Source organism: Paractinoplanes brasiliensis, assembly GCF_004362215.1.
In the GTDB taxonomy this organism is placed as follows: Bacteria; Actinomycetota; Actinomycetes; order Mycobacteriales; family Micromonosporaceae; genus Actinoplanes; species Actinoplanes brasiliensis.
In genome coordinates this window covers 1448184-1471849 of sequence record NZ_SNWR01000001.1, presented here as the reverse complement: position 1 = coordinate 1471849, position 23666 = coordinate 1448184, and the positions used below count along the sequence as shown (strand labels likewise).

Below are 23666 nucleotides of genomic sequence, written 5' to 3'. Positions count from 1 at the left end.
CGTACGGGAAAGGGTCTTGCGGGGAAGAGAAGCGCTGGTGAACGGCGGGGGACTGTCACGGTTGGGTTTCGACCCCTCGGAGAAGTCGCGCCGGCTCTCGGATAGGGTCTTACCGACGGCGACGGTGCCGGCAGCTCGGCCGACCGCGCTGTGCGCCGCCAGCTCTGACCCGGCGCGCCCCTCAGCTCACGCGCGGCGACCGGACGCCCCTTTGCCGGCCCTCGACATGGTCGGCACGCAGACCCTCCGCCGGTCGCAAAATCCGGCGGACCGAAACGAGGAGATCCACCTGTGACCATCCGGGTTGGCATCAACGGCTTCGGCCGTATCGGCCGCAACTTCTTCCGGGCGGCTGCCGCCTCCGGCGCGGACATCGAGATCGTCGGCGTGAACGACCTGACCGACAACGCGACGCTCGCGCACCTGCTCAAGTACGACTCGATCCTCGGCCGCCTGCCGCACGAGGTGAAGGCCACCGCCGACGAGATCACCGTCGGGGGCAAGACCTTCAAGGCGTTCGCCGAGAAGGACCCCGCCAACCTGCCCTGGGGTGACCTGGGCGCCGACGTCGTCATCGAGTCGACCGGCTTCTTCACCGACGCCACCAAGGCCAAGGCGCACCTCGACAAGGGCGCCAAGAAGGTCATCATCTCGGCCCCGGCCAAGAACGAGGACATCACGGTCGTCGTCGGTGTCAACGACAACCTGTACGACGCGGCCAAGCACAACATCATCTCCAACGCGTCCTGCACCACCAACTGCCTCGCCCCGATGGCGAAGGTGCTGAACGACACGTTCGGGATCGAAAAGGGTCTGATGACCACGATCCACGCGTACACCCAGGACCAGAACCTGCAGGACGGCCCGCACAAGGACCTGCGCCGCGCCCGCGCCGCCGCCCTGAACATCGTGCCGACCTCGACCGGCGCCGCCAAGGCCGTCAGCCTGGTGCTGCCGGAGCTCAAGGGCAAGCTCGACGGCTTCGCGCTGCGGGTGCCGATCCCCACCGGCTCGGCCACCGACCTGACCTTCACCGCCGCCCGTGACACCACTGTCGACGAGGTCAACGCCGCCATCAAGGCTGCCGCCGAGGGCCCTCTCAAGGGCATCCTGGTCTACACCGAGGACGACATCGTCTCGTCCGACATCGTCACCGACCCGGCCTCCTGCATCTTCGACGCCGGCCTGACCAAGGTCATCGGTGGCAACCAGGTCAAGGTCGTCGGCTGGTACGACAACGAGTGGGGCTACTCGAACCGCCTCGTCGACCTGGTCAAGCTCGTCGGGGCCTGATCTGACGTGAAGACTCTCGACGACCTGCTCGGCGAGGGTGTCTCGGGTCGGCGCGTGCTCGTGCGCGCCGATCTGAACGTCCCGTTCGACAAGCAGAATCCCGGCGTCATCAGCGACGACGGCCGTGCCCGCGCGGTGCTGCCCACGCTGATCGCCCTGCGTGACGCGGGCGCCCGCGTCATCGTGATGTCGCACCTGGGCCGGCCCAAGGGCGCGCCCGACCCCAAGTTCACCCTCGCCCCGGTCGCCACGCGGCTCGGTGAGCTGCTGGGTTCGCCGGTCGTGTTCGCTTCCGACACGGTCGGGCCGGATGCGGCCGCCAAGGCCGGCGCGCTCGAGGACGGCGAGGTGCTGCTCCTCGAGAACCTGCGGTTCAACCAGGGGGAGACGAGCAAGGACGACGCCGTTCGTGCCGCTTTCGCGGGCGAGCTGGCGAAATTCGCCGACTTCTACGTTGATGACGCTTTCGGTGCCGTGCACCGCAAGCACGCCTCGGTCCACGACGTGCCGGCGATTCTGCCGCACTACGCCGGCGGCCTGGTCATCAAGGAGGTCGACGTCCTCAAGAAGGTGACCGAGCACCCCGAGCAGCCGTACGTGGTCGTGCTCGGCGGTTCGAAGGTCTCCGACAAGCTCGCCGTGATCAAGGCGCTGCTGCCCAAGGTCGACAAGCTCCTCGTCGGCGGCGGCATGTGCTTCACGTTCCTCAAGGCCCAGGGCCATGAGGTCGGCAAGTCGCTGCTCGAGGACGAGATGGTCGCCACCTGCCGTGACTTGCTCTCCGAGGCGCAGGGCCGGATCGTGCTGCCGGTCGACGTGGTCGCGGCGACCGAGTTCTCGGCCGACGCCGACAGCGTGACGGTGCCCGCGTCCGAGATCCCGGCCGACCGGCTGGGCTTGGACATCGGCCCCGAGTCGGTGGCGCTGTTCGCCGGGGCGATCGGCGGCGCCAAGACCGTGTTCTGGAACGGCCCGATGGGCGTGTTCGAGCTGGCCCCGTTCGCGGCGGGCACCCGGGGCGTGGCCGAGGCCATCACCAAGATCGACGGCTTCTCGGTCGTCGGCGGCGGCGACTCGGCCGCGGCCGTGCGCACGCTCGGCCTCGACGAGACCGCCTTCGGGCACATCTCGACGGGCGGCGGCGCCTCCCTGGAGTACCTCGAGGGCAAGACCCTCCCCGGCATCGAAGCACTGGAGAAGTGATGGCGGACGCTCGCCGGCCCCTGATGGCCGGTAACTGGAAGATGAACCTCAACCACTTCGAGGCCAACCTTCTGGTGCAGAAGCTTGCCGCGAGCCTGAGCGAGCAGCAGCTCACCGACGTCGAGGTGGCCGTGCTGCCGCCGTTCACCGACCTGCGCACCGTGCAGACCGCCGTCGACGGCGACAAGCTGAACATCGTGTACGGCGCGCAGGACATCTCGCAGCACAAGTCCGGCGCGTACACCGGTGAGATCGCCGGCTCGATGCTGGAGAAGCTGGGCTGCACCTTCGTGCTGGCCGGCCACTCCGAGCGCCGGGAATACCACAACGAGGACGACGCCCTGGTCAACGCGAAGGTGAAGGCGGCCTTCGCGAGCAACCTGATGCCGATTCTCTGCGTGGGCGAGGGCCTGCCGGTCCGCGAGGAGAACGGCCACGTGCCGCACTGCACCGCGCAGGTCGACGCGGGGCTGGCCGGGCTCAAGCCCGAGCAGGTCAAGCAGATCGTGATCGCGTACGAGCCGGTCTGGGCGATCGGCACCGGCAAGACCGCGACTCCCGAGGACGCCCAGGAGGTTTGCGGCGCGATCCGCGAGCGGCTGTCCGAGGTGTACGGGGCCGAGGTCGCCGACGCCGTACGGGTGCTCTACGGCGGCTCGGTCAAGGCGGCCAACATCGCGCAGATCATGGCCAAGCCGGACGTGGACGGCGCGCTCATCGGCGGCGCCAGCCTGGACGCCGAGGAGTTCGCCTCGATCGTCCGGTTCCCCGAGCACGTGAGCCGCTGACAACAGCGCGTGCCCGGGCGCACTTCGCGTCCGGGCACAAGCTATTGTTGGACGGCTCCTGTGCCCTTCGAGAGGAATGACCCGACCATGCCGATGTGGTTCGCGTACACGTTGATCGCGTTGCTGGTCCTCACCAGCTTCTTGCTGACCCTGCTCATCCTGCTGCACCGCGGCAAGGGCGGCGGCATGTCGAGCATGTTCGGCGGTGGCGTGACCTCCAGCCTGGCCGGTTCCTCGGTCGCGGAGAAGAACCTCGATCGCTACACCGTGCTGGTGGGCATCATCTGGTTCGCCTGCATCGTCGGCCTCGGCCTGTGGCTGCGGGTGTCCGTTCCGGGTTCCTGACTTTCCTGACGCCCCGTTCTTTCTTACGGAGCGTCATAGTCGTAGACTCTGCCGCGCGTCCGGTTCTGCCGGGCGTGCGGCGTTTTTCTGTTCTGTTTCGGCCTGATTTCGGGCCGGCGACAACCAGCGCCCTCGAGACAGGAGTGACATCCGTGTCCAGTGGCAGTGCAATCCGTGGCAGCCGTGTCGGCTCGTCCCCGGTGCGCCCCGACGAGCGCAGTGAGCCCGCCCCTCGGCGGGAGGTGACCTATTTCTGCGCGGCCGGGCACGCCAGCCGGATCCTGTTCGCGGCCGAGGCGTCGGCCCCCGACGCGTGGGACTGCCCGCGCTGCGGCCAGCCCGCCGGCCTCGACCGTGAGAAGCCGCCGGGCCGGCTGCGGGCCGAGCCGTACAAGTCGCACCTGGCCTACGTCAAGGAGCGGCGCACCGACGAGGACGGCGCCCGCATCCTCGAGGAGGCGCTGGCCAAGCTGCGCCAGCGCCGCGGCCGCGAGTAAGGCTGTCGGGACGGCCCCTCAAACGGCCGTCGAGCGCCCCAGGTACAGGGCGCCAGGCTCGGACGGCACCGGGATGTCCTCGAAGCCAAGTCGCGCGTAGAAGGCGCGTGCCGCGGTGTTCGCCGGGGCCATGCCCAGGTGCACCCGTGGCGCCCCGGCCGCGTGCAGGCCGGCCAGGAACGACCACATCAGAGCCCGCCCGTGCCCCCGGCCCTGCCACTCCGGCAGCAGGTCGATGTGCAGGTGTGCGGGGTAGCCGGCCAGTTCGGGGACGAGCATGCGCTCCGGGTTGTGGTGCAGTCGCAGCCACATCCGGTCGCGCGGGTCGTCGCCGTAACGGCCGGCCGTGGCGGGCAGCCACTCGGTGCGGTACCTCTTGACGAAGGCGGCCGTGTCGGTGGTGCCGACGATGTAGCCGACCGCGTTGCCGTGCCCGTCGTCGAGGATGCGGGCCACCTCGGGCTCCAGCACGACGTAGGGCGCGGCGAAGATGTCGCCGACGAGCCGGTCGGAGCTGTTCTGACCGCGTGCGTCGCCCCCGGCGTCGGCGGTACGTACGCAGATGTCGTAGACGGCGTCGAGGTCGGTGGGCCGGTAGCCGCGGATCACTGGTTCCGGCGTCACGACTTGATCTTTGCCGCGGCGGCCTGGTCGAGCAGCCAGTACGTCTTGGCGACGCCGGTGGCGTGGGCCGCGGGCAGCAGCTTGTCGCCGCCCAGGGCCTGCCCGACCGAGTCGGCCTTGTCGGGGCCGGCGGCGATGAGCCACACCTCGTCGGCGGCCTGGATCGTCGGCATGGTCAGCGTGATCCGGGTCGGCGGCGGCTTCGGACTGTTGTGGACGGCCGCGGTCGTGCTCGTGGTCTCGTTGAGCACCGGGTGCTCGGGGAACAGCGACGCGACGTGACCGTCCTCGCCGACGCCGAGCATCAGCACGTCGAACGGGGGCAGGTCGGCGCCGCCGATCCGTAGTTCCTGGGCGTAGCGTGCGGCCGCTGCCTCGGCGTCGTCGCCGTCCGGGCCGTCCGAGGCGGGCATGGCGTGCACCCGGGCCGGATCGACCGGCAGCGCGTCCAGCAGGGCCTCACGGGCCTGGGTCTCGTTGCGCTCGGGGTCGCCGGAGGGCAGGAAACGCTCGTCGCCCCACCACAGGTCCACCTGCGACCAGTTGATCGCGGCCGCCTCGGGCAGGTCTTTCAGCGCGGCCAGCACCCGCTTGGCGATGCGGCCGCCGGTCAGCACCACGCCGGCCGAACCGCGCTCGGCCTGCGCATCGACGATCTTGGCGATCAGGCGGGACGCCACCGTCGCGGCGAGGGCGCCGGCGTCCGGCACCACCACGACCAGGGTCTTGCTCACGTTTCCGTCTCCTGTCTGGAAAGCCGTGGGGCCGCCCACCTTTGCGGCGGACGGCCCTTGTTGTCGGGAGGTTATGCGGCTGTGCCGCCCGGGCCCGCCATCGCGCCCTCCTCGTCGGCCTTGGCCGCCAGCGCCGGGTCCTTCCACACGTGCACCCGCATCGGGGGCCGGTGGTCGAGACCGGACACCCCGGCCATCGCGCCGAGCGCGTCGGCGTAGATCTGGTCGGCGTCCAGCCGGCGCAGCTCCTCGGCCAGTTCGTCGCCGACCGGCCGTTTGGGCAGCGGCATGTAACGGTCCTCCTGGCCGGTGCGGCTGAACAGCGCGGTGTTCTCGTCGCGGGTCACCGTCACCGTGTCGCCGTTGGCGCAGAGCAGCTGCACCGAGTTCATCCGCGGGGCCCGCTCGGTCGCCTGCAGCTCGGGCACGATGCCGAGCCGGGACTGCAGCCAGCCCTTCATCAGCCAGGCCGTCGGGTCCTTGCTGGGCGCTGCGATGGTCGCGCCGACCACCCTTGCCTCGGTGGTGTCGAACGCGCCCGCCACCAGGGTGCGCCACAGGGTGATGCGGGTCCAGGTGAGGTCGGTGTCACCGGGCGCGTAGTCGGCGGCCCGCTGCCGCAGCGCGGCCACCGGGTCGGGCGCCTGCGCGCAGTCGGTGATGCGGCGGTCGGCCACCACGCCGAGGAAGTCGTTCGCGATCGTGTCCGGCGGCTCCTGGTGCCACCAGCTGACCACCGGCACGTCCGGGGCGAGCAGCGGCATGACCACCGACTCGGCGTGCAGCGCGAGACGGCCGTACATACGCATCACGACCGCCTCGGCCGGGCCGAGCCGTCCACCGACGACGATCTCGGCGTCCAGGCGGCTGCGGCCCTCCAGATCGGAGCGGACGACGATGAGCAGCCGGCACGGGTGCGCCGCGGCGGCGATCGTCGCCGCGGCCTCGGCCTCGCGGACCTTCTTCTCCTCGACCACCGCGACCAGGGTCAGGGCGAGCCCGGAAGCCACGCCGCCGGCGCTGCGCCGTTCGGCGGCGAGCGCCTTGACCACCTCGTTGCCGGTGGTGTCCCACAGCCCGATCATGCTCGCCTCCAGGCTCGGCCCTCGCGGGCCAGCATCTCGTCCGAAGCGCGCGGGCCCCACTCGCCGGCCCGGTAGGGCTCGGGCTTGGTGCCCTCCCACGCGGCCTCCAGCGGGTCGATGACCTGCCAGCTCTGCTCGATCTCGGCGGCGTCCGGGAACAGGGTCCGGTCGCCGACCAGGACGTCCAGGACCAGGCGCTCGTACGCCTCGGGGCTGGACTCGGTGAACGCCTCGCCGTACTGGAAGTCCATCGCGATGTCGCGGACCTCCATGGTGGTGCCGGGCACCTTGGAGCCGTACTTCAGCACCACGCCCTCGTCCGGCTGGACGCGGATGACCAGCTGGTTGTGGCCCAGCATCTCCACGTCGGCCGGGTCGAACGGCAGGTGCGGCGCCTTCTTGAACAGGATCGCGATCTCGGTCACCCGGCGCGGCATGCGCTTGCCGACGCGCACGTAGAACGGCACCTCGGCCCAGCGCCTGTTCTGGATGCCGAGCCGGACCGCGACGTACGTCTCCGTGGTGGAGTCCGGCGGGATGTTCTTTTCCTCCAGGTAACCCACGGCGCGTTCACCGGCGACCCAGCCGGGAAGGTACTGCCCGCGTACGGAGCCCTTGGAGATGTCCTTCGGGATGGCGATCGCCTTGAGGACCTTCAGCTTCTCGGCCCGTACGTCGTCGGGGTCGAAGCTTGTGGGCTCCTCCATCGCCACCAGGGCGAGCAACTGGAGCAGGTGGTTCTGCAGCACGTCACGGGCGGCGCCGGACGCGTCGTAGAACGCGGCGCGGGTGCCGATGCCGACGTCCTCGGCCATCGTGATCTGCACCGAGTCGACGTACTTGGAGTTCCACACCGGCTCGAACAGGCTGTTGGCGAAGCGCAGGGCCAGGATGTTCTGGACCGTCTCCTTGCCCAGGTAGTGGTCGATGCGGTAGACGTCGCCGGGCGTGAAGACCTCGTCGACGAGCTGGTTGAGCGCGATGGCGGTCTGCAGGTCGTTGCCGAACGGCTTCTCGACCACCACCCGGCGCCAGCCGCCCGATTTCGCGTTGTCGGCCATTCCCGTACGGGCGAGCTGGTTGAGCACGAGCGGGAACGCGGCGGGCGGGATGGAGAAGTAGAAAGCGGCGTTGCCGGGGATGCCGTTGCGCTCGCGCAGATCGTCGAGCGTCTCGGCGAGATGGTCGAACGCGGCGTCGTCGTCGAACGAGCCCGGGACGAACTGGAACTGGCCGGCCAGGCGCTGCCAGACGTCCTCGCGCCACGGGGTGCGGGCGCCTTTTTTCGCCGCCTCGTAGGCCAGCGACTCGAAGTCGCCGTCACCCCAGTCGCGGCGGGCGAAGCCCAGAACCACGAAACCGGGCGGCAGCAGGCCGCGGTTGGCCAAATCGTAGACAGCCGGGATGAGCTTCTTTCGGGACAGGTCACCGGTGACTCCGAAGATCACCAGAGCACAGGGCTCCGGGATCCGGGGGAGCCTGCGGTCCTGTGCGGTACGCAGCGGATTGCCCACGTGGTCCATCCTGCCAGTTTTCGGTGTCAAGCAAGTGTCTTAGCAGGGAGACGACGAAGGGGACTCGCGTTTCGCAAGTCCCCTTCGGTGTCGTCAGGCCGCGTCGCTCGGGCTGCTCGAGCCCTCGGCCGCCGCCCTCAGCGACTTGTCGACGCCCTCGAGCAGTTCTTTCCAGCTGGCCTCGAACTTGTCGACACCCTCGTCCTCAAGCACCTTGAAGACGTCCGGCAGGTCGACGCCGACGCGCTCGAGGTCGGCGAAGACCTTGCGGGCGGCGTCGTACGAGCCGGTCACCGCGTCGGTGCGGACCTCGCCGTGGTCGGCGAACGCGTGGATCACGGCCTCCGGCATGGTGTTGACCGTGCCCGGGGCCACCAGCTCCTCGACGTAGATGGTGTCCTTGTACTCCGGGTTCTTGGTGGAGGTGGACGCCCACAGCGGCCGCTGCGGGTGGGCGCCGGCGGCCTCGAGGGCCTTCCACCGGTCGGTGGAGAAGACCTCCTCGTACGCCTCGTAGGCGAGCTGGGCGTTGGCGATGGCCGCCTTGCCCTTGAGCGCCTTGGCCTCGTCGCTGCCGATCTTGTCGAGGCGCTTGTCGATCTCGGTGTCCACGCGGGAGACGAAGAACGACGCCACCGAGCCGATCTTGGTGATGTCGTGGCCGTTGGCCTTGGCCTGTTCGATGCCGGCGAGGAACGCGTCTATCACCTGGCGGTAGCGCTCGTTCGAGAAGATCAGGGTCACGTTGACGCTGATGCCCGCGGCGAGCACCTGGGTGATCGCCGGCAGGCCGGCCAGGGTCGCCGGGATCTTGATGAACAGGTTCTCGCGGTCGACGAGCCACCAGAGCGTCTTGGCCTCGGCCACGGTGCTCTCGGTCTCGTGGGCCTTGCGGGGGTCGACCTCGATGGACACCCGGCCGTCGACGCCGTTGGAGGCGTCGTAGGCCGGGCGCTCGACGTCACACGCGTCGCGCACGTCGCGCCCGGTCATCAGGCGTACGGCCTCCTCGACCGTGACACCCTGCCGAGCCAGGTCCTTGAGCTGCTCGTCGTACGCGTCGGCGTCGGACAGCGCCTTCTGGAAGATGCTCGGATTGGTGGTCACCCCGACCACGTGCTGCTCGTCGAGCAGCTTCTTGAGCCCGCCGGTGGTGAGCCGGGGACGGGAGAGGTCGTCGAGCCACACCGCCACACCAGCGGCGGAGAGCTCACCAAGCCTGTCGGTCATTGGTATCTCCTCAGTTGCCGGTCGTGTGACCGGTGATCTCGCCGACCTTGGCCAGGGCGGCGTTGGCCTTGGCCACCACGTTGTCCGCGGTGAACCCGAACTGCTCGAAGAGGATCTTGGCGGGGGCGCTGGCGCCGTAGTGCTCGATGCTCACCGGCTCGCCGGCCTCGCCCAGGATCCTGTCCCAGCTCTGCCGGATGCCGGCCTCCACCGTCACCCGGGCCTTGACGCCGCGCGGCAGAACCTGCTGCTGGTACGCGGTGTCCTGCTCGTAGAACCATTCGAGGCACGGCATCGATACCACGCGGGTGGGTGTGCCCTCGGCCTCGAGGCGCTCCTGCGCGGACAGGCAGTACTGCACCTCGGAGCCGGTGCCGATCAGGATCACCTTGGGCTCGCCGCCGGACGCCTCGGAGAGGATGTAGCCGCCCTTGAGCGTGCCCTCGGCCGACGCGTACTTGCTGCGGTCGATCGTCGGCAGGTTCTGCCGGGACAGGGCCAGGCCGGTCGGGCGGTCCTTGTGCTCGAGGGCGCCGCGCCAGGCGTACGCGGTCTCGTTGGCGTCGGCCGGGCGCACCACGTCGAGGCCGACGATGGCCCGCAGCGCCGACAGCGTCTCGATCGGCTGGTGGGTCGGGCCGTCCTCGCCGAGGCCGATCGAGTCGTGCGTCCACACGTAGATGACCGGCAGCTTCATCAGCGCCGACAGGCGGACGGCGCCGCGCATGTAGTCGCTGAAGACCAGGAACGTTCCCCCGTACGGGCGGGTCTTTCCGTTCGCGGTGATGCCGTTGAGGATCGAGCCCATGCCGTGCTCGCGGATGCCGAAGTGCAGCGTGCGGCCGTACTCGTTGCCGGGGAAGGCCTTGGTCGCGTACTCGGCGGGGATGAAGGACGGCTCGCCCTTCATGGTGGTGTTGTTGCTCTCGGCGAGGTCGGCCGAGCCGCCCCACAGCTCGGGCAGCACCGGCGCCAGCGCCTCGAGGACCTTGCCGGACGCGGCCCGGGTGGCCAGGCCCTTGGGGTCGGCCGGGAACTCGGGCAGCGACTTCTCCCAGCCCTGGGGCAGCTCGCCCTTGGTGAGCCGGTCGAACAGCTCCCGGCGCTCCGGGTTGCTCTTGGCCCAGGACTCGAACCGGGTGTTCCACTCGGCGTGGGCGGCCTGGCCGCGCTCGACGACCTTGCGGGTGTGCGCCAGCACGTCCCCGGCCACCGCGAACGTCTCGTTCACGTCGAAGCCGAGGATCTCCTTGGTCGCGGCCACCTCGTCGGCGCCCAGCGCGGAACCGTGGATCTTGCCGGTGTTCTGCTTGTTCGGCGCGGGCCAGCCGATGATCGTGCGCAGGACGATGAACGTCGGCTTGTCGGTGACCTTCTTGCCGGCCTCGATCGCCGCGTACAGCGCCTCGACGTCCTCGTGGTACTCGCTGCCCTTCGACGGATCGCCCTTGCGCCAGTCGACGTGGCGCACATCCCAGCCGTACGCCGCGTAGCGCGCGCCGACGTCCTCGTTCTTGGCGATGCGGGTGTCGTCCTCGATGGAGATCTCGTTGTCGTCGTAGATCACCGTGAGGTTGCCGAGCTTCTGCACGCCGGCGATGGCGCTCGACTCGTGGCTGACGCCCTCCTCGACGTCGCCGTCCGAGCACAGCACGTAGACGTGGTGGTCGAACAGGGAGTCACCGGGCTTGGGCTCGGGGTCGAACAGGCCGCGCTCGCGGCGGGCGGCCATCGCCATGCCCACCGCGTTGCCGATGCCCTGGCCGAGGGGGCCGGTCGTGACCTCGACGCCGGGGGTGTGGCCGTACTCCGGGTGGCCGGGGGTCAGCGAGTCCCACTGGCGCAGCGAGGCCAGATCGTCCAGCGCCAGGCCGAAGCCGTTCAGGTACAGCTGAATGTAGAGCGTGAGGCTGGAGTGACCACAGGAGAGCACGAAGCGGTCGCGCCCGGCCCAGTGCGGATCGGTCGGGTCGTGCCTCATGACCCGGTTGAACAGCAGGTAAGCGGCGGGGGCGAGGCTCATCGCCGTGCCGGGATGGCCGTTGCCGGACTTCTCGACGGCATCCATGGCCAGGACCCGGACGGTGTCCACCGCTTTGCGGTCTAGGTCGGACCAATTGAGAGCAGGATCAGTGGCAGCCACGTCGGTTGTGCTCCTCGGGGCATGGTTTCGGTAGAACCTCTTTTGAGCTTGACCCTATCCACTTGCGCTAAACCCGCGCCGGGGGAACGCCCGAGGCCCATACGCTGAGAGCGGACACACGACGTGTGACGGCCTGCACCCGGCAAGGGTGGCCAGAGCAGCGCAGATGGCTGAGCGTAGGCTGTCCCGGCGTGCCGCCGGCTGGCGCCGGCCAGGGTCGCGAGTTGGCTAGTGCCGAAGCCGGAAGGTGGCAGTCCGTGAGCATGATCACCGAGCGTTCCGTCGCAGGACGGGCGCCCGGCGTTCCTGAGGAGGCCGCGGACGCGGCTGTCCCCGAGACGCGTCGCGATGTCGTAACCCTGTTCCGCGCCTACCTGGCGCTGTGCAAGCCGCAAATCGTCGAGCTCCTGCTGGTGACGACCGTCCCGGCCATGATGGTGGCCGCCGGCGGGTGGCCTGACCTGCGCACACTCGCCGTGGTGCTGATCGGCGGGGCGATGGCGGGCGGCGCCGCGAGCGCGCTCAACTGCTACATCGACCGCGACATCGACCAGGTCATGCGGCGCACCAAGCGGCGGCCGCTGCCGGCCAACACGGTCACCCCGAGGTCGGTGCTCGTCTTCGGGCTGACCCTCGCCGTGATCTCGGTCGCGTTGATGGCGGTCTTCACGAACTGGCTGGCCACGGCGCTGACGGCCGGAGCCATCTTCTACTACGACGTCGTCTACACGCTCTGGCTCAAGCGCCGCACCCCGGCCAACACGTTCTGGGGCGGCATCTGCGGGTCGGCCCCCGTGATCATCGGCTGGGCGGCCGTGACCGGCACCGTGGCCCCGCTGGGATGGGCGCTTTTTGCGGTTGTTTTCTTTTGGCAGATGCCGCACTTCTACGCGCTCGCCATCAAGTACAAGGACGACTATGCGCGGGCCGGCGTGCCGATGCTGCCGGTCGTCCGCTCGGTGGGCCGGGTCAACTTCGAGATCCTGCTCTACACAGTGCTCACCGTGGCGTCCTCGCTCGTCGCCTGGCCGCTGGGCCTGGGCTGGATCTACGGCGTGGCCGCCGTCCTGACCGGTGCGGCCTTCCTGGCCGAGGCGGTGCTGCTGGCCCGTCGCACCTCGGCCGGGCAGCCGGCCAAGCCGATGCGGCTGTTCCACTGGTCCATCACCTATCTGACCATCCTGTTCATCGCGGTCGCGGTGGACGCCCTCATCTGACCCTCCGGCACGGCCTCGCGCGCCCGCCCGCTCTCCGCGGTGCCGGGCGCGCCGCTGTTTCCGGCCGGCCCGCTTCCCACCCCCGGTCGCCGCCGTTTCGGGCCCGGCCACGCTCGGCGTCGGCGTGATCTGCGGACCGGGTGAGTCGGGCGGCTCTCCGGACGATGCGCGCCCGAGCGTGTTCCATGCTCGGCGTCCCCTTCCGTGCGTCCTGTGCGCTGTGCCGGGATTCGCGCCTTCTGAACCGGTGTCCAGGGCCTCGTCGCAGCCGGGCCGGCGCCGGTTCTCAGCGCCTTCTCATCTATGTCGGCCGTCGGTTACGGGTGTCGCACAAGGTGACCAACAATGTCCGATTGCTGGTTACTGTCCGTCACTCGATCGACGGAAATTCGTTGATGTTCACGAATCGGATATGTCGCCATATACCGATGCGCTCAAAGGTTAAACCGCAGGTAATTCGTCTCACAAATGGCCTGTCGAGGTACTTGCCCACGGCACCGGCGTGCTTACTCTTCCCGTCATGGCTCAAGGTTCCGATACGACACTGACCGCGGGGATCAAGTCCTTCGCCGCCGGCCACGGGGGCGCCAAGGCGGTCATCGAGTACGTCGGCAAGCGTGGTGCCCGCATCGTCCTCGTCGGCCACGACGGCGAGTGGTCCGACCAGTTCGCCGACGACACCATGGTTGCCCGCAAGGCGTGTGAGAGCGCCGGCGTCGAGGTCGAGAACGAGTGGGAGCGCGAGCTCATGGAGCAGATGCGCCCCAGCAACGACCTCTGGCGCTCGATGTCGCGCCGGAGCATGGCCCGCTGATGTGACCCCCCGACCCCCAGCGACCCGGGATCACTCCCGGGTCGCTCTCGTTACCTGCGACCTCTTCCCGGACCTCTACCAGGACGACCAGGACCTGCGCGACCTCCTACGGCAGCGCGGCGTCGAGGCGGAGGCCGTCCGCTGGGACGACGCCACCGCCGACTGGGGCTCCTACGACCTGGCCGTGATCCGCTCACCGTGGGACTACGTGCCCCGCCGGGAACAGTTCATCGCCTGGGCGCACAGCGTTCCCCGGCTGCTCAACCCGGCCGACGTCCTCGAGTGGAACACCGACAAGCGCTACCTCGGCGAACTCGCCGGCGCCGGCCTGCCGGTGACCCCGACCGAGTTCGTGGCCCCCGGCCGGCAGTGGACCCCGCCCACCGAGGGCGAGTGGGTCGTCAAACCCACGGTCAGCGCGGCCAGCCAGGACACCGGCCGCTACCGCCTGCCCGGCCAGCGGGCCCTGGCGGAGGCCCACGTGGCCCGCCTGACGGCCGCCGGTCGCACCGCCATGGTGCAGCCCTACCTGTCCGCGGTCGACGAGTTCGGCGAGACCGCGCTCATCTGCCTGCCCGACGCGACCGGCGCCCTGACGTTCAGCCACGCCGTCCGCAAGGGTCCGATGCTCACCGGCCCCGACGACGGCACCATCAAGCCCGGCAGCGAGACGATCGACCCCCGCACGCCGACCCCGGCCGAACGGCACACCGCCGAACGCGTGCTCACCCACGTCCCCGGCGGCCCCGAGCGCCTGCTCTACGCCCGGGTCGACCTGATTCCAGGCCCCGGCGGCGACCCGCTCCTGGTCGAACTCGAACTGACCGAGCCCAGCCTCTTCCTCCGCGAGTCCGACGGCGCGGCCCAGCGCCTCTCCGACGCCATCACCATCCGCCTCTGACCCCACCATGGTGGCCGCGCGGACCCGAGCGGCCATCCGCCTCTGAGCGCGTGTGCCTGCGGCGACCGTGTGGCCTTGGCCGGCTGAGCAACGGGAGGGCCGAGCTTCCGCGGTCCCGGCCTCGACGCGTCCGGCGGCGGGTGGTGGCCGGAGAGAGAGAAGCCACCACCCGCGCCTGGGTGACGGGCGACCGCGGCAGGGACACAGGATTGCGGCCGCCCGCGTCGATGAGTTCTCCTTAGGCCCACCTTCTCTCTGCTGTGTGCTTTCCTCGGAATCCCGGCGCGGCGGCGCCCTGGCGGAGGCCCGCGCGGCCATGGCGACGTGGCGTGGCGGCCTCGACGCCATGGGGTGCGCCGGGACGGGCGGGTGACGCCCGCCGAGCCGATCGGTGATTGCCGGGTGCCTTCGGCTCGAGGCGGGCGCCACCCGGTCGGCAGGGCTCGCGGGAGTCGATCCGGGGTTGACGGGACCCGGGATCGGCAGCCCTGCCGAGTCTCAGCGGCTTGCCTGGTCTTGGCGGCTCGCCGGAGTCTCAGCGGCCGGCCGAGCGTCGGCCGGCCGCTGAGCGGTGGCTGGTAGTGGCCGGCCGCGCAGGAAGCGGTCAGGCGGCGACCGGGCGAGCGGATCGGCCCGGTGCCGCGCGCGCCTCGGGGCGAGAACGAGTGGGCGCTCGGGGAAGCCGGTTTCCGTCGCGGCTGCTGCGATCAATGGAGCTTTCGTGTGCCATGCGAACAGCGTGCCGAAGCGAACCGATCAACGGCGGACCGATGTTGCCCTCTGTGGACGACACGCGGTTATCCACAGGCGGCATCGACGGAGGTGCAGGTCAGAGCGTTTGACCGGTCAGCGAGATGTCAGTGGGCCAGTCGCATCGGGGGTGCCGGGAAGAGGGCCGACGTGCCGGGGGCGGGCGACGCATTTCCCGGCGCTGTGGACAGTGAGCCGGGTCGAGGGGCGGCGGCTGCGTGGGGCGGGAAGCAGCGGTTCAGCGCGAGGTGGCGATCGGCTCTTCGGCGGCCGTGGGCAAGGGCACGGCGGGCTGGGCCGCGGGTGTGGCCGGCTCCAGGGGGCGGGAGCGCAGCGACCACACGACCGCGAGCGTGGACGTCCAGACCAGGGCGGAGCCGAGCATGTGGATGCCGACCAGCACGACGGGCAGGTGGGTGAAGTACTGGACGAAGCCGATCAGCCCCTGGGCCAGCTCGACGACCAGCAGGACGATCGCCGCCCGTACGGTGGTTGAGGGGGCCTGGATCGCCCGCAGCGCGAAGATCAGGGCGACCGTGAGGCCGATCAGTAGAAACACCACGTCGGCGTGGGCCTGGGAGGCCGTGGCCGGGTCGAGGCCGTTGCGCTTGGCGTCGAGGTCGCCGGCGTGCGGGCCGCTGCCGGTCACCACCACGCCGAGGGCGATCACCGCCGCCGAGGCCGCTGTCAGGACCCACGCGAGGTGGTTGACGGGGCGGGGCACCAGCGGGACGGGCGGGCCGTCGCCCTCGGCGCTGCGCCGCCACAACGCGTACGCGAAGGCAATGATGACGATCGAGACCAGGAAGTGCAGGCCGACCACCCACGGGTTGAGGTTGGTCAGCACCGTGATGCCGCCGATCACGGCCTGCAGCGGGATGTAGAACAGCACGGCGACGCTCAGCAGCACCCGGGAGCGGCGGCGGGGGCGTTCCAGCAGGGCGGCGACCACGCAAGCCACGGCGATGATCCCGAGCGCGAACGTGAGGAGCCGGTTGCCGAACTCGATGACCCCGTGCACGCCCATCTCGGCGGTGGTCGTGTACGACTCGTCGGTGCACCGGGGCCAGGTCGGGCAGCCCAGACCGGAGCCGGTCAGGCGGACCGCCGCACCGGTGACGATCAGCGCGATGTTGGCGACCAGGGACGCCAGGGCCAGAGGGCGCAACGGCAGGAACCTCACCCCGGTCATCGTACGCAGGCAATTGATCTTGAAAGTGGCCGCTCCCGCGCCGCGGTGGTATGGATCACCGGGGGGCCGGTTTGCGGGCCTCCGCGGAAATACGTAACGTTGGCGTAGTGAAAAACGAGGTGCTGATCCGGACCGGGGCTGTGGCGTCCGCCACCGCATCCGACGGACGCACCCGTGACCGGGTCGCCCAGCTGCTGCTGGAGCGGGGTTCGGCCACCGCGGCCGAGCTCGGCGCCTGTCTCGGGCTGAGCCCGGCGGCGATCCGCAAGCATCTGGACGCGATGCTCGCCGAGAGCCTGGTCGAGGCGCGTGAGGTCCGCAACTCCGGTCCTCGTGGCCGCGGCCGCCCGGCCAAGACGTTCGTGCTCACGGCCGCCGCCCGCGAGTCGTTCCCGCACTTCTACGACGGCATCGCGACCGCCGCGCTGCGCTGGATCGCTCAGCAGCACGGTCCCGAGGGCGTCACCGCCTTCGCGTCGGCCCAGGTGGTGGCGCTCGAGGAGAGGTGCCGCGCCGCGCTCGAGGAGGCCGGCGACGACCCGATGGCCCGGGCGGAGGCGCTCGCTGAGGCGCTGACCGCCGAGGGCTACGCTGCCAACGCGTCGACGATCGCGACCGGCGGGCAGCTCTGCCAGCATCACTGCCCGGTGGCGCACGTGGCCGCCGAGTTCCCTCAGCTCTGCGACGCCGAGACCGAGGTCATCTCCAGGCTCATCGGCACGCACGTCCAGCGTCTCGCCACCATCGCGCACGGCGATGGGGTGTGCACCACGCACATCCCAGGAATCCCCCGTCCAACCAGCCCGCCGCCGCCCAAAAACGGAATGAAGACAGCCACACTAAGGACAAATAAATGACCGACCAGATCGCTACTCAGGAAGAGCACCTCGCCGCCCTGGGCAAGTACGAGTACGGCTGGGCCGACGCCGACGTCGCGGGCGCCGCGGCTCAGCGCGGTCTGTCCGAGGCCGTGGTGCGCGACATCTCCGCGAAGAAGAACGAGCCCGAGTGGATGCTCAACCTCCGGCTCAAGGGCCTGCGGCTGTTCGACCGCAAGCCGATGCCGTCGTGGGGCGCGGACCTCACCGGCATCGACTTCCAGAACATCAAGTACTTCGTGCGCTCGACCGAGAAGCAGGCGGCCAGCTGGGAAGATCTGCCCGAGGACATCAAGGCCACGTACGACCGGCTGGGCATCCCCGAGGCCGAGAAGCAGCGCCTGGTGGCCGGCGTCGCCGCGCAGTACGAGTCCGAGGTCGTCTACCACAAGATCCGTGAGGATCTCGAGGAGCAGGGTGTCGTCTTCCTCGACACCGACACCGCCCTCAAGGAGCACGAGGACATCTTCAAGGAGTACTTCGGCACCGTCATCCCGGTCGGCGACAACAAGTTCGCCGCGCTGAACACGTCGGTGTGGTCGGGCGGCTCCTTCATCTACGTGCCGAAGGGCGTGCACGTCGAGATCCCGCTGCAGGCCTACTTCCGGATCAACACCGAGAACATGGGCCAGTTCGAGCGGACGCTGATCATCGCCGACGAGGGCAGCTACGTGCACTACGTCGAGGGCTGCACCGCGCCGATCTACTCGTCGGACTCGCTGCACTCCGCGGTCGTCGAGATTGTCGTGAAGAAGAACGCCCGGGTGCGTTACACGACCATCCAGAACTGGTCGAACAACGTCTACAACCTGGTCACCAAGCGCGCCACCTGCGAAGAGGGCGCGACCATGGAGTGGATCGACGGCAACATCGGCTCCAAGGTGACGATGAAGTACCCGGCCGTCTACATGACCGGCCCGCACGCCAAGGGCGAGGTGCTCAGCGTGGCCATGGCCGGCGAGGGCCAGCACCAGGACGCCGGGGCCAAGATGGTGCACGCCGCGCCGCACACCTCCTCGACGATCGTCTCGAAGTCGATCGCCCGGGGCGGCGGCCGCACGTCGTACCGGGGCCTCGTGCAGGTGCTGGAGGGCTCGTCGCGCTCCAAGAGCACGGTCAAGTGCGACGCGCTCCTGGTCGACACGATCTCCCGCTCGGACACCTACCCGTACGTCGACATCCGCGAGGACGACGTGGCGATGGGGCACGAGGCGACCGTCTCCAAGGTCAGCGAGGACCAGCTCTTCTACCTGATGAGCCGCGGTCTCTCCGAGGACGAGGCGATGGCGATGATCGTGCGCGGCTTCATCGAGCCGATCGCCAAGGAGCTGCCGATGGAGTACGCCCTCGAACTGAACCGTCTCATTGAGCTCCAGATGGAAGGCGCGGTCGGCTAAAACCATGACCACGGAAACCACGATTGCCCCGCCCAGCACCAAGTCGCAGGTGCTGTCGTCGTTCGACGTCACCGAGTTCCCGGCCGTCAACGGCCTGGAGGAGGAGTGGCGCTTCACCCCGATCAAGCGGCTGCGCGAGCTGGTCACCGCCACGGCGCTGACCGGCACCGCGCCGCAGCTTGAGACGGGTGAGCTGCCCGCCGGTGTCAGCGTGACCGCCGGGGCGACGGTCGAGCCGGTGCTCACGCCGTTCGACCGGATCAGCGCCCTGGCGTACGGCTCGTCCGACGGCGTGACGCTGATCGAGGTCGCACCCGAGACCGAGCCCGAGCAGGCCGTCGTGATCCGGCTGGTCGGCAAGGGCGGCGAGGCCGCGGCCGCGCGCACGTTCGTCAAGATCGGCGCGTTCGCCAAGGTCACGCTGGTGCTCGAGCAGACCGGCACGGCCACCCTGGCCGACAACATCGAGGTCGTGGTCGGCGACAGCGCTCAGCTGACCTTCGTCACGATCGCCGACTGGGACGCCGGCGCGGTGCAGGCGCAGCACGTCCGGATCCGCCTTGGCCGCGACGCCCGCGCCAGTCACGTCCAGGTGGCCCTGGGCGGCGACCTGGTCCGCCAGTTCACCTCGGTCGAGTACACCGGCCGCGGCGGTGACGCCGAGCTGTGGGGCCTCTACTTCGCCGACGCCGGCCAGCACTTCGAGCACCGCCAGCTGGTCGACCACTCGGTGCCGGACTGCCGCAGCTACGTCGGCTACCGGGGCGCCCTGCAGGGCGCGTCGGCGCAGACCGTCTGGGTCGGCGACGTGCTCATCCGCGCGGCGGCGACGGGCACCGAGACGTACGAGATCAACCGGAACCTGATCCTGACCGACGGGGCGGTGGCCCACTCGGTGCCCAACCTCGAGATCGAGACGGGCGAGATCGTCGGCGCCGGGCACGCCAGCGCGACCGGCCGCTTCGACGACGAGCAGCTGTTCTACCTGATGGCGCGCGGCATTCCCGAGGCCGAGGCGCGCCGGCTGGTGGTGCGCGGGTTCTTCGTCGAGCTGATCAACAAGATCCCGGTCGAGGAGCTGCGCGAGCGGCTGGGAGACGCCATCGAGTCACGTCTGGCGGAGTACTCCTCATGACCTTCGAACTCGTCGGCGCGGCGGCGGACGTCGCCAAGGGCACGGTGATCTCGGTCGAGGTCGACGGCGTCGACATCGCCGTGGTGCACGCCGACGACGACAACTTCTACGCCGTACGCGATGAGTGCTCCCACGCCGCGGTCCCGCTCTCCGAGGGGGAGATCGACGGGTGCACGCTCGAGTGCTGGCTGCACGGCTCCCGGTTCGACCTGCGCACCGGGGAACCGAGCGGCCCGCCCGCGTTCTCCCCGGTGGCGACCTTCCCCGTCGAGATCCGCGACGGCGACATCTATGTATCGACGACCCCGAGTAATGGAGTAAACCCGTGAGCACCCTGGAGATCCGCGACCTGCAGGTGTCGGTGAAGCTGCCCGAGGGCGAGCTGAAGCCGATCCTGGCCGGGGTCGACCTGACCGTGAAGGCGGGCGAGACCCACGCCATCATGGGTCCGAACGGCTCGGGCAAGTCGACGCTGGCCTACTCCGTCGCCGGCCACCCCAAGTACGAGATCACCGGTGGCTCGGTGACGCTGGACGGCGCCAACGTCCTCGACATGACGGTCGACGAGCGGGCCCGGGCCGGGCTCTTCCTGGCCATGCAGTACCCCGTCGAGGTGCCCGGCGTCTCGGTGGCCAACTTCCTGCGTACGGCGAAGACCGCGATCGAGGGCGAGGCGCCCAAGCTGCGTACGTGGGCGGGCGAGCTGCGCACGGCCATGGAGAAGCTGCAGATGGACCCGTCGTTCGCGCAGCGCAACGTGAACGAGGGCTTCTCCGGCGGCGAGAAGAAGCGGCACGAGATCATGCAGCTGGAGCTGCTCAAGCCGAAGGTGGCGATCCTCGACGAGACCGACTCGGGCCTCGACATCGACGCGCTGCGGATCGTCAGCGAGGGCGTCAACCGGGTGCGCGAGACCGGCGACACCGGCCTGCTCCTGATCACCCACTACACCCGCATCCTGCGCTACATCAAGCCGGACTTCGTGCACGTCTTCGTCGCCGGCAAGATCGTGCAGGAGGGTGGGCCGGAGCTCGCCGAGCAGCTCGAGGCCGAGGGTTACGAGCGCTACGTGGGCGCCCGGGTCTGACGGGGGATTACAGGACAATGACGTTCGACGTGGCCCGGGTCCGAGCCGACTTCCCGATCCTGACGCGGGAGGTCAACGGCCACCCGCTGGTGTATCTGGACAGCGCGAACACCTCGCAGAAACCCTCGCAGGTGATCGAGGCCATGCGCCTGCACAACGAGCGGCACAACGGCAACGTGTCCCGCTCGGTGCACACGCTCGGCACCGAGGCCACGTCGGCGTACGAGGAGGCCCGCGGCAAGATCGCGGCCTTCGTCAACGCGGGCACCCCCGACGAGATCGTATTCACCAAGAACTCGACCGAGGCGATCAACCTGGTCGCCCACTCGCTGGGGCAGCACCTCGCCCTCAAGCCGGGCGACGAGATCGTGATCTCCGAGATGGAGCACCACTCGAACATCGTGCCGTGGCAGCTGCTGTGTGAGCGTACGGGCGCCACGCTGCGCTGGTTCGGCGTGACCGACGAGGGCCGGCTCCGTCCCGAGGACGGCCTGATCAACGAGCGTACGAAGATCGTGTCGGTGGTGCACATGTCGAACGTGCTCGGCACGATCAACGACGTGGCGCCGATCATCGCCGAGGCCCACGCGGCCGGCGCGCTGGTGATGCTCGACTGCTCCCAGTCGGTGCCGCACCTGCCGGTCGACGTGCGGGCGCTCGGGGCCGACTTCATCGCGTTCACCGGCCACAAGATGCTCGGGCCGACCGGCATCGGCGTGCTCTGGGGCCGCTACGAGCTGCTGGCCGCCATGCCGCCGTTCCTGGCCGGCGGTTCGATGATCGAGACGGTCACGATGAACGGCACGACCTATGCCGCGCCGCCGGCCCGGTTCGAGGCGGGCACACCCCCGATCGCCGAGGCGGTGGGTCTCGGGGTGGCCGTCGACTACCTGAGCGCGCTCGGCATGGAGGCCGTCCACCAGCACGAACAGGACATCACCGCGTACGCGCTCAAGACCCTCACCGACGTGCCGGGTGTCCGCATCTTCGGGCCGGCCACCCCCGAGGGCCGCGGCGGCACGCTGTCGTTCGCCCTCGACGGGGTGCACCCGCACGACGTCGGCCAGATCCTCGACGCGCTCGGTGTCGAGGTGCGGGTCGGTCATCACTGCGCCAAGCCGACCTGCGTTCGGTTCGGGGTGCCGGCGATGACCCGCGCGTCGTTCTACCTCTACACGACCACGGACGAGATCGACGCCCTCGCCCGCGGCCTCGACCAGGTCCGGAAGGTGTTCGGATGATGCTCGACGGGCTCTACCAGGAGATCATCCTGGATCACTACAAGCACCCGCACGGGCGTGGGCTGCGCGACCCGTTCCAGGGTGAGGCGCATCACGTCAATCCCACGTGCGGCGACGAGATCACCGTACGGGTCGCCGCTGCTGACGGTGGTTTCGCGGACATTTCGTACGACGGGCTGGGGTGCTCGATCAGCCAGGCCTCCGCCTCGGTGCTGCACGAGCTGCTCTCCGGCCGCACGGTGTCCGAGGCGGCGGGAATTCACGACGCGTTCGTGGAGCTGATGCAGGGGCGTGGCCAGGTCGAACCGGACGAGGACGTGCTCGGCGACGGGGTAGCGTTCGCCGGGGTGGCCAAGTTCCCGGCCCGGGTGAAGTGCGCGCTGCTGCCGTGGATGGCGTTCAAGGACGCGGCGGCTCGCGCTGGTGTTGACGTTTCTTCCTCAGGGGTGAAGGCATGACTGACTCCGCCGTTTCCAAGGCGTCCATCGACGACATCGAAGAGGCGATGAAGGACGTCGTCGACCCCGAGCTGGGGATCAACGTCGTCGACCTCGGTCTCGTCTACGGCACTCATGTCGACGACGACAACGTGGCCACCCTCGACATGACGCTCACCTCGGCGGCCTGCCCGCTCACCGACGTCATCGAGGACCAGACCCGTGCGGCGCTGACCACCGGCCCGGGCGGCGGCCTGGTCAAGGACTTCCGCATCAACTGGGTGTGGCTGCCGCCGTGGGGCCCCGACAAGATCACCGACGACGGCCGCGAGCAGTTGCGGGCTCTCGGGTTCAACGTCTGATTTTCTCGTCCCCCGTTGCTGGAAGCCGGGCATGGACGTGAACGCATCGAGTTCCGGGCCTGGGGCAAGGCCTGACCTGCCGGCTCAGTCGGTGGGCAGGTGGTCGACCGAGTTGTAGTAGGCCAGCTCCAGCCGGCCGTCGACGTCGACGAAGCGGCTCAGGGAGGCGTTGCGGACGCTGCCCGCCTCCCGCTCGGCCGCCAGCACCTGGTCCCAGGTCAGGCGCTCGATCACGGCCCGCATCATGAGGACCACCGCGTCGTGGGCCACGACGACGACGCGTTCGCCGGCGTGGTCGCGGTGCAGGTCGTCGAGGAACGAGCCGAGCCGCACCTCGATGTCGGCGAACGACTCACCGCCGGGCGGGGTGTATCGGTACTCGCCGGCCTCGGCACGGCGCTGCGCCTCGCCGGGGAAGCGCTGGGTGACCGCGGCCCGGGTCAGCATCTCGAGGTCGCCCAGCAGCCGGTCGACCAGCCGGTCGTCGGTGGAGGGCTCGGGCAGGTCGACGCCGGCTGCCTCGGCGGCCAGCCGCCACGTCTCGCGCGCCCGCAGGTACGGCGAGGTGATCACGACCTGGGGCCGCTCGTTTTCGGGCAGCGTCCCGATCCACTCGCCGAGCGCGCGGGCCTGCTTCTCGCCGAGCTCGGTCAGCGGGACCTCGGCGTCGCGGCCGCTGACCTCGGCCTCGAGCAGGTCGTCGGCGTCGGCGGCGGGGAAGGCGACGTTGGCTAGGCTCTGCCCGTGCCGGACGAGGACAAGTTCGGCAACCACACCCATGATCGGCACTTTAACCCGT

At 69.7% G+C, this 23666-nt stretch carries 23 protein-coding genes and 1 pseudogene; 16 read left to right on the top strand and 8 right to left on the bottom strand.

Annotated features, from left to right (window positions below):
- Positions 1-291 precede the first annotated feature (291 nt).
- From gap to C8E87_RS06205, 5 genes are all read left to right on the top strand, one after another.
- Positions 292-1293 (top strand): type I glyceraldehyde-3-phosphate dehydrogenase, encoded by a 1002-nt coding sequence (gap, locus tag C8E87_RS06225; protein ID WP_133872187.1) that lies wholly within the window; start codon positions 292-294, stop codon positions 1291-1293.
- A 6-nt stretch (positions 1294-1299) separates the two neighbouring features.
- On the top strand, positions 1300-2496 hold the full coding sequence (locus tag C8E87_RS06220) for a phosphoglycerate kinase (protein ID WP_133872186.1): 1197 nt from the start codon (positions 1300-1302) through the stop codon (positions 2494-2496).
- Complete coding sequence (gene tpiA, locus C8E87_RS06215) at positions 2496-3284, top strand: triose-phosphate isomerase (protein ID WP_133872185.1); 789 nt, start codon at positions 2496-2498, stop codon at positions 3282-3284. The genes C8E87_RS06220 and tpiA overlap by 1 nt, the downstream gene beginning before the upstream one ends.
- Before the next feature lie 87 nt (positions 3285-3371).
- Positions 3372-3629: a preprotein translocase subunit SecG gene (gene secG, locus C8E87_RS06210; protein WP_133872184.1), complete on the top strand. Its 258-nt coding sequence runs from the start codon at positions 3372-3374 to the stop codon at positions 3627-3629.
- A 152-nt stretch (positions 3630-3781) separates the two neighbouring features.
- Positions 3782-4126 carry an RNA polymerase-binding protein RbpA gene (locus C8E87_RS06205; protein ID WP_133872183.1) on the top strand — a complete coding sequence of 115 codons (345 nt, stop codon included), beginning with the start codon at positions 3782-3784 and terminating at the stop codon, positions 4124-4126.
- Between the two features lie 18 nt (positions 4127-4144).
- Here C8E87_RS06205 and C8E87_RS06200 read toward each other — a convergent pair whose 3' ends face one another.
- The 6 genes from C8E87_RS06200 to tkt all read right to left on the bottom strand — a co-directional run bounded on the left by C8E87_RS06200 (position 4145) and on the right by tkt (position 11456).
- Positions 4145-4750 carry a GNAT family N-acetyltransferase gene (locus C8E87_RS06200; RefSeq protein WP_166661098.1) on the bottom strand — a complete coding sequence of 202 codons (606 nt, stop codon included), beginning with the start codon at positions 4748-4750 and terminating at the stop codon, positions 4145-4147.
- Positions 4747-5484 carry a 6-phosphogluconolactonase gene (gene pgl / locus C8E87_RS06195; protein ID WP_133872182.1) on the bottom strand — a complete coding sequence of 246 codons (738 nt, stop codon included), beginning with the start codon at positions 5482-5484 and terminating at the stop codon, positions 4747-4749. Before pgl ends, C8E87_RS06200 begins: the two co-directional genes overlap by 4 nt.
- Positions 5485-5555: 71 nt before the next feature.
- On the bottom strand, positions 5556-6569 hold the full coding sequence (locus C8E87_RS06190) for a glucose-6-phosphate dehydrogenase assembly protein OpcA (protein ID WP_133872181.1): 1014 nt from the start codon (positions 6567-6569) through the stop codon (positions 5556-5558).
- The gene (gene zwf / locus C8E87_RS06185; RefSeq protein ID WP_166661307.1) at positions 6566-8083 is read right to left on the bottom strand and encodes a glucose-6-phosphate dehydrogenase; all 1518 of its coding nucleotides are present in this window, start codon (positions 8081-8083) and stop codon (positions 6566-6568) included. Before zwf ends, C8E87_RS06190 begins: the two co-directional genes overlap by 4 nt.
- Before the next feature lie 93 nt (positions 8084-8176).
- Positions 8177-9313 carry a transaldolase gene (gene tal, locus C8E87_RS06180; RefSeq protein WP_133872179.1) on the bottom strand — a complete coding sequence of 379 codons (1137 nt, stop codon included), beginning with the start codon at positions 9311-9313 and terminating at the stop codon, positions 8177-8179.
- A gap of 10 nt (positions 9314-9323) precedes the next feature.
- Positions 9324-11456 (bottom strand): transketolase, encoded by a 2133-nt coding sequence (tkt, locus tag C8E87_RS06175; RefSeq protein WP_133872178.1) that lies wholly within the window; start codon positions 11454-11456, stop codon positions 9324-9326.
- Between the two features lie 263 nt (positions 11457-11719).
- On the opposite strand from tkt, the gene C8E87_RS06170 reads away from it, so the two are divergent.
- From C8E87_RS06170 to C8E87_RS06160, 3 genes are all read left to right on the top strand, one after another.
- Positions 11720-12673 (top strand): heme o synthase, encoded by a 954-nt coding sequence (locus C8E87_RS06170; protein WP_133876662.1) that lies wholly within the window; start codon positions 11720-11722, stop codon positions 12671-12673.
- A 520-nt stretch (positions 12674-13193) separates the two neighbouring features.
- On the top strand, positions 13194-13487 hold the full coding sequence (locus tag C8E87_RS06165; RefSeq protein ID WP_133872177.1) for a hypothetical protein: 294 nt from the start codon (positions 13194-13196) through the stop codon (positions 13485-13487).
- A gap of 1 nt (position 13488) precedes the next feature.
- Complete coding sequence (locus C8E87_RS06160; protein WP_133872176.1) at positions 13489-14388, top strand: ATP-grasp domain-containing protein; 900 nt, start codon at positions 13489-13491, stop codon at positions 14386-14388.
- A 988-nt stretch (positions 14389-15376) separates the two neighbouring features.
- Here C8E87_RS06160 and C8E87_RS06155 read toward each other — a convergent pair.
- A complete protein-coding gene (locus tag C8E87_RS06155; protein WP_203720908.1) occupies positions 15377-16330 on the bottom strand; it encodes a COX15/CtaA family protein in 954 nt (317 codons plus the stop codon).
- A gap of 107 nt (positions 16331-16437) precedes the next feature.
- On the opposite strand from C8E87_RS06155, the gene C8E87_RS06150 reads away from it, so the two are divergent.
- The 8 genes and pseudogenes from C8E87_RS06150 to C8E87_RS06115 all read left to right on the top strand — a co-directional run.
- On the top strand, positions 16438-17187 hold the full coding sequence (locus C8E87_RS06150; protein WP_133872174.1) for a helix-turn-helix transcriptional regulator: 750 nt from the start codon (positions 16438-16440) through the stop codon (positions 17185-17187).
- Positions 17184-18605: a Fe-S cluster assembly protein SufB gene (gene sufB, locus C8E87_RS06145; protein WP_133872173.1), complete on the top strand. Its 1422-nt coding sequence runs from the start codon at positions 17184-17186 to the stop codon at positions 18603-18605. Before C8E87_RS06150 ends, sufB begins: the two co-directional genes overlap by 4 nt.
- A 4-nt stretch (positions 18606-18609) precedes the next feature.
- On the top strand, positions 18610-19740 hold the full coding sequence (gene sufD, locus C8E87_RS06140) for a Fe-S cluster assembly protein SufD (RefSeq protein WP_133872172.1): 1131 nt from the start codon (positions 18610-18612) through the stop codon (positions 19738-19740).
- Positions 19737-20069, top strand: coding sequence for a Rieske (2Fe-2S) protein (locus tag C8E87_RS06135; protein ID WP_133872171.1), 333 nt, complete (start codon positions 19737-19739; stop codon positions 20067-20069). The genes sufD and C8E87_RS06135 overlap by 4 nt, the downstream gene beginning before the upstream one ends.
- The gene (sufC, locus tag C8E87_RS06130; RefSeq protein WP_133872170.1) at positions 20066-20827 is read left to right on the top strand and encodes a Fe-S cluster assembly ATPase SufC; all 762 of its coding nucleotides are present in this window, start codon (positions 20066-20068) and stop codon (positions 20825-20827) included. Before C8E87_RS06135 ends, sufC begins: the two co-directional genes overlap by 4 nt.
- A gap of 17 nt (positions 20828-20844) precedes the next feature.
- Complete coding sequence (locus tag C8E87_RS06125; protein ID WP_133872169.1) at positions 20845-22068, top strand: cysteine desulfurase; 1224 nt, start codon at positions 20845-20847, stop codon at positions 22066-22068.
- Positions 22065-22526 carry a Fe-S cluster assembly sulfur transfer protein SufU gene (gene sufU / locus C8E87_RS06120; protein ID WP_133872168.1) on the top strand — a complete coding sequence of 154 codons (462 nt, stop codon included), beginning with the start codon at positions 22065-22067 and terminating at the stop codon, positions 22524-22526. The genes C8E87_RS06125 and sufU overlap by 4 nt, the downstream gene beginning before the upstream one ends.
- A 17-nt stretch (positions 22527-22543) precedes the next feature.
- Positions 22544-22867: pseudogene (locus tag C8E87_RS06115) on the top strand (metal-sulfur cluster assembly factor); the annotation flags it as partial.
- An 84-nt stretch (positions 22868-22951) separates the two neighbouring features.
- Here the strand turns inward: C8E87_RS06115 and C8E87_RS06110 are convergent.
- Positions 22952-23647, bottom strand: coding sequence for a histidine phosphatase family protein (locus tag C8E87_RS06110; RefSeq protein ID WP_133872167.1), 696 nt, complete (start codon positions 23645-23647; stop codon positions 22952-22954).
- Between the last annotated feature and the right edge of the window lie 19 nt (positions 23648-23666).

Coding starts and splice junctions, on each gene's coding strand:
- tpiA (WP_133872185.1), top strand. CDS start 2,496: ATGGCGGACGCTCGCCGGCCCCTGATGGCCGGTAACTGGAAGATGAAC.
- secG (WP_133872184.1), top strand. CDS start 3,372: ATGCCGATGTGGTTCGCGTACACGTTGATCGCGTTGCTGGTCCTCACC.
- C8E87_RS06190 (WP_133872181.1), bottom strand. CDS start 6,569: ATGATCGGGCTGTGGGACACCACCGGCAACGAGGTGGTCAAGGCGCTC.
- tal (WP_133872179.1), bottom strand. CDS start 9,313: ATGACCGACAGGCTTGGTGAGCTCTCCGCCGCTGGTGTGGCGGTGTGG.
- C8E87_RS06170 (WP_133876662.1), top strand. CDS start 11,720: ATGATCACCGAGCGTTCCGTCGCAGGACGGGCGCCCGGCGTTCCTGAG.
- C8E87_RS06165 (WP_133872177.1), top strand. CDS start 13,194: ATGGCTCAAGGTTCCGATACGACACTGACCGCGGGGATCAAGTCCTTC.
- C8E87_RS06155 (WP_203720908.1), bottom strand. CDS start 16,330: ATGACCGGGGTGAGGTTCCTGCCGTTGCGCCCTCTGGCCCTGGCGTCC.
- sufB (WP_133872173.1), top strand. CDS start 17,184: ATGACCGACCAGATCGCTACTCAGGAAGAGCACCTCGCCGCCCTGGGC.
- sufD (WP_133872172.1), top strand. CDS start 18,610: ATGACCACGGAAACCACGATTGCCCCGCCCAGCACCAAGTCGCAGGTG.
- C8E87_RS06135 (WP_133872171.1), top strand. CDS start 19,737: ATGACCTTCGAACTCGTCGGCGCGGCGGCGGACGTCGCCAAGGGCACG.
- C8E87_RS06125 (WP_133872169.1), top strand. CDS start 20,845: ATGACGTTCGACGTGGCCCGGGTCCGAGCCGACTTCCCGATCCTGACG.
- sufU (WP_133872168.1), top strand. CDS start 22,065: ATGATGCTCGACGGGCTCTACCAGGAGATCATCCTGGATCACTACAAG.
- C8E87_RS06110 (WP_133872167.1), bottom strand. CDS start 23,647: ATGGGTGTGGTTGCCGAACTTGTCCTCGTCCGGCACGGGCAGAGCCTA.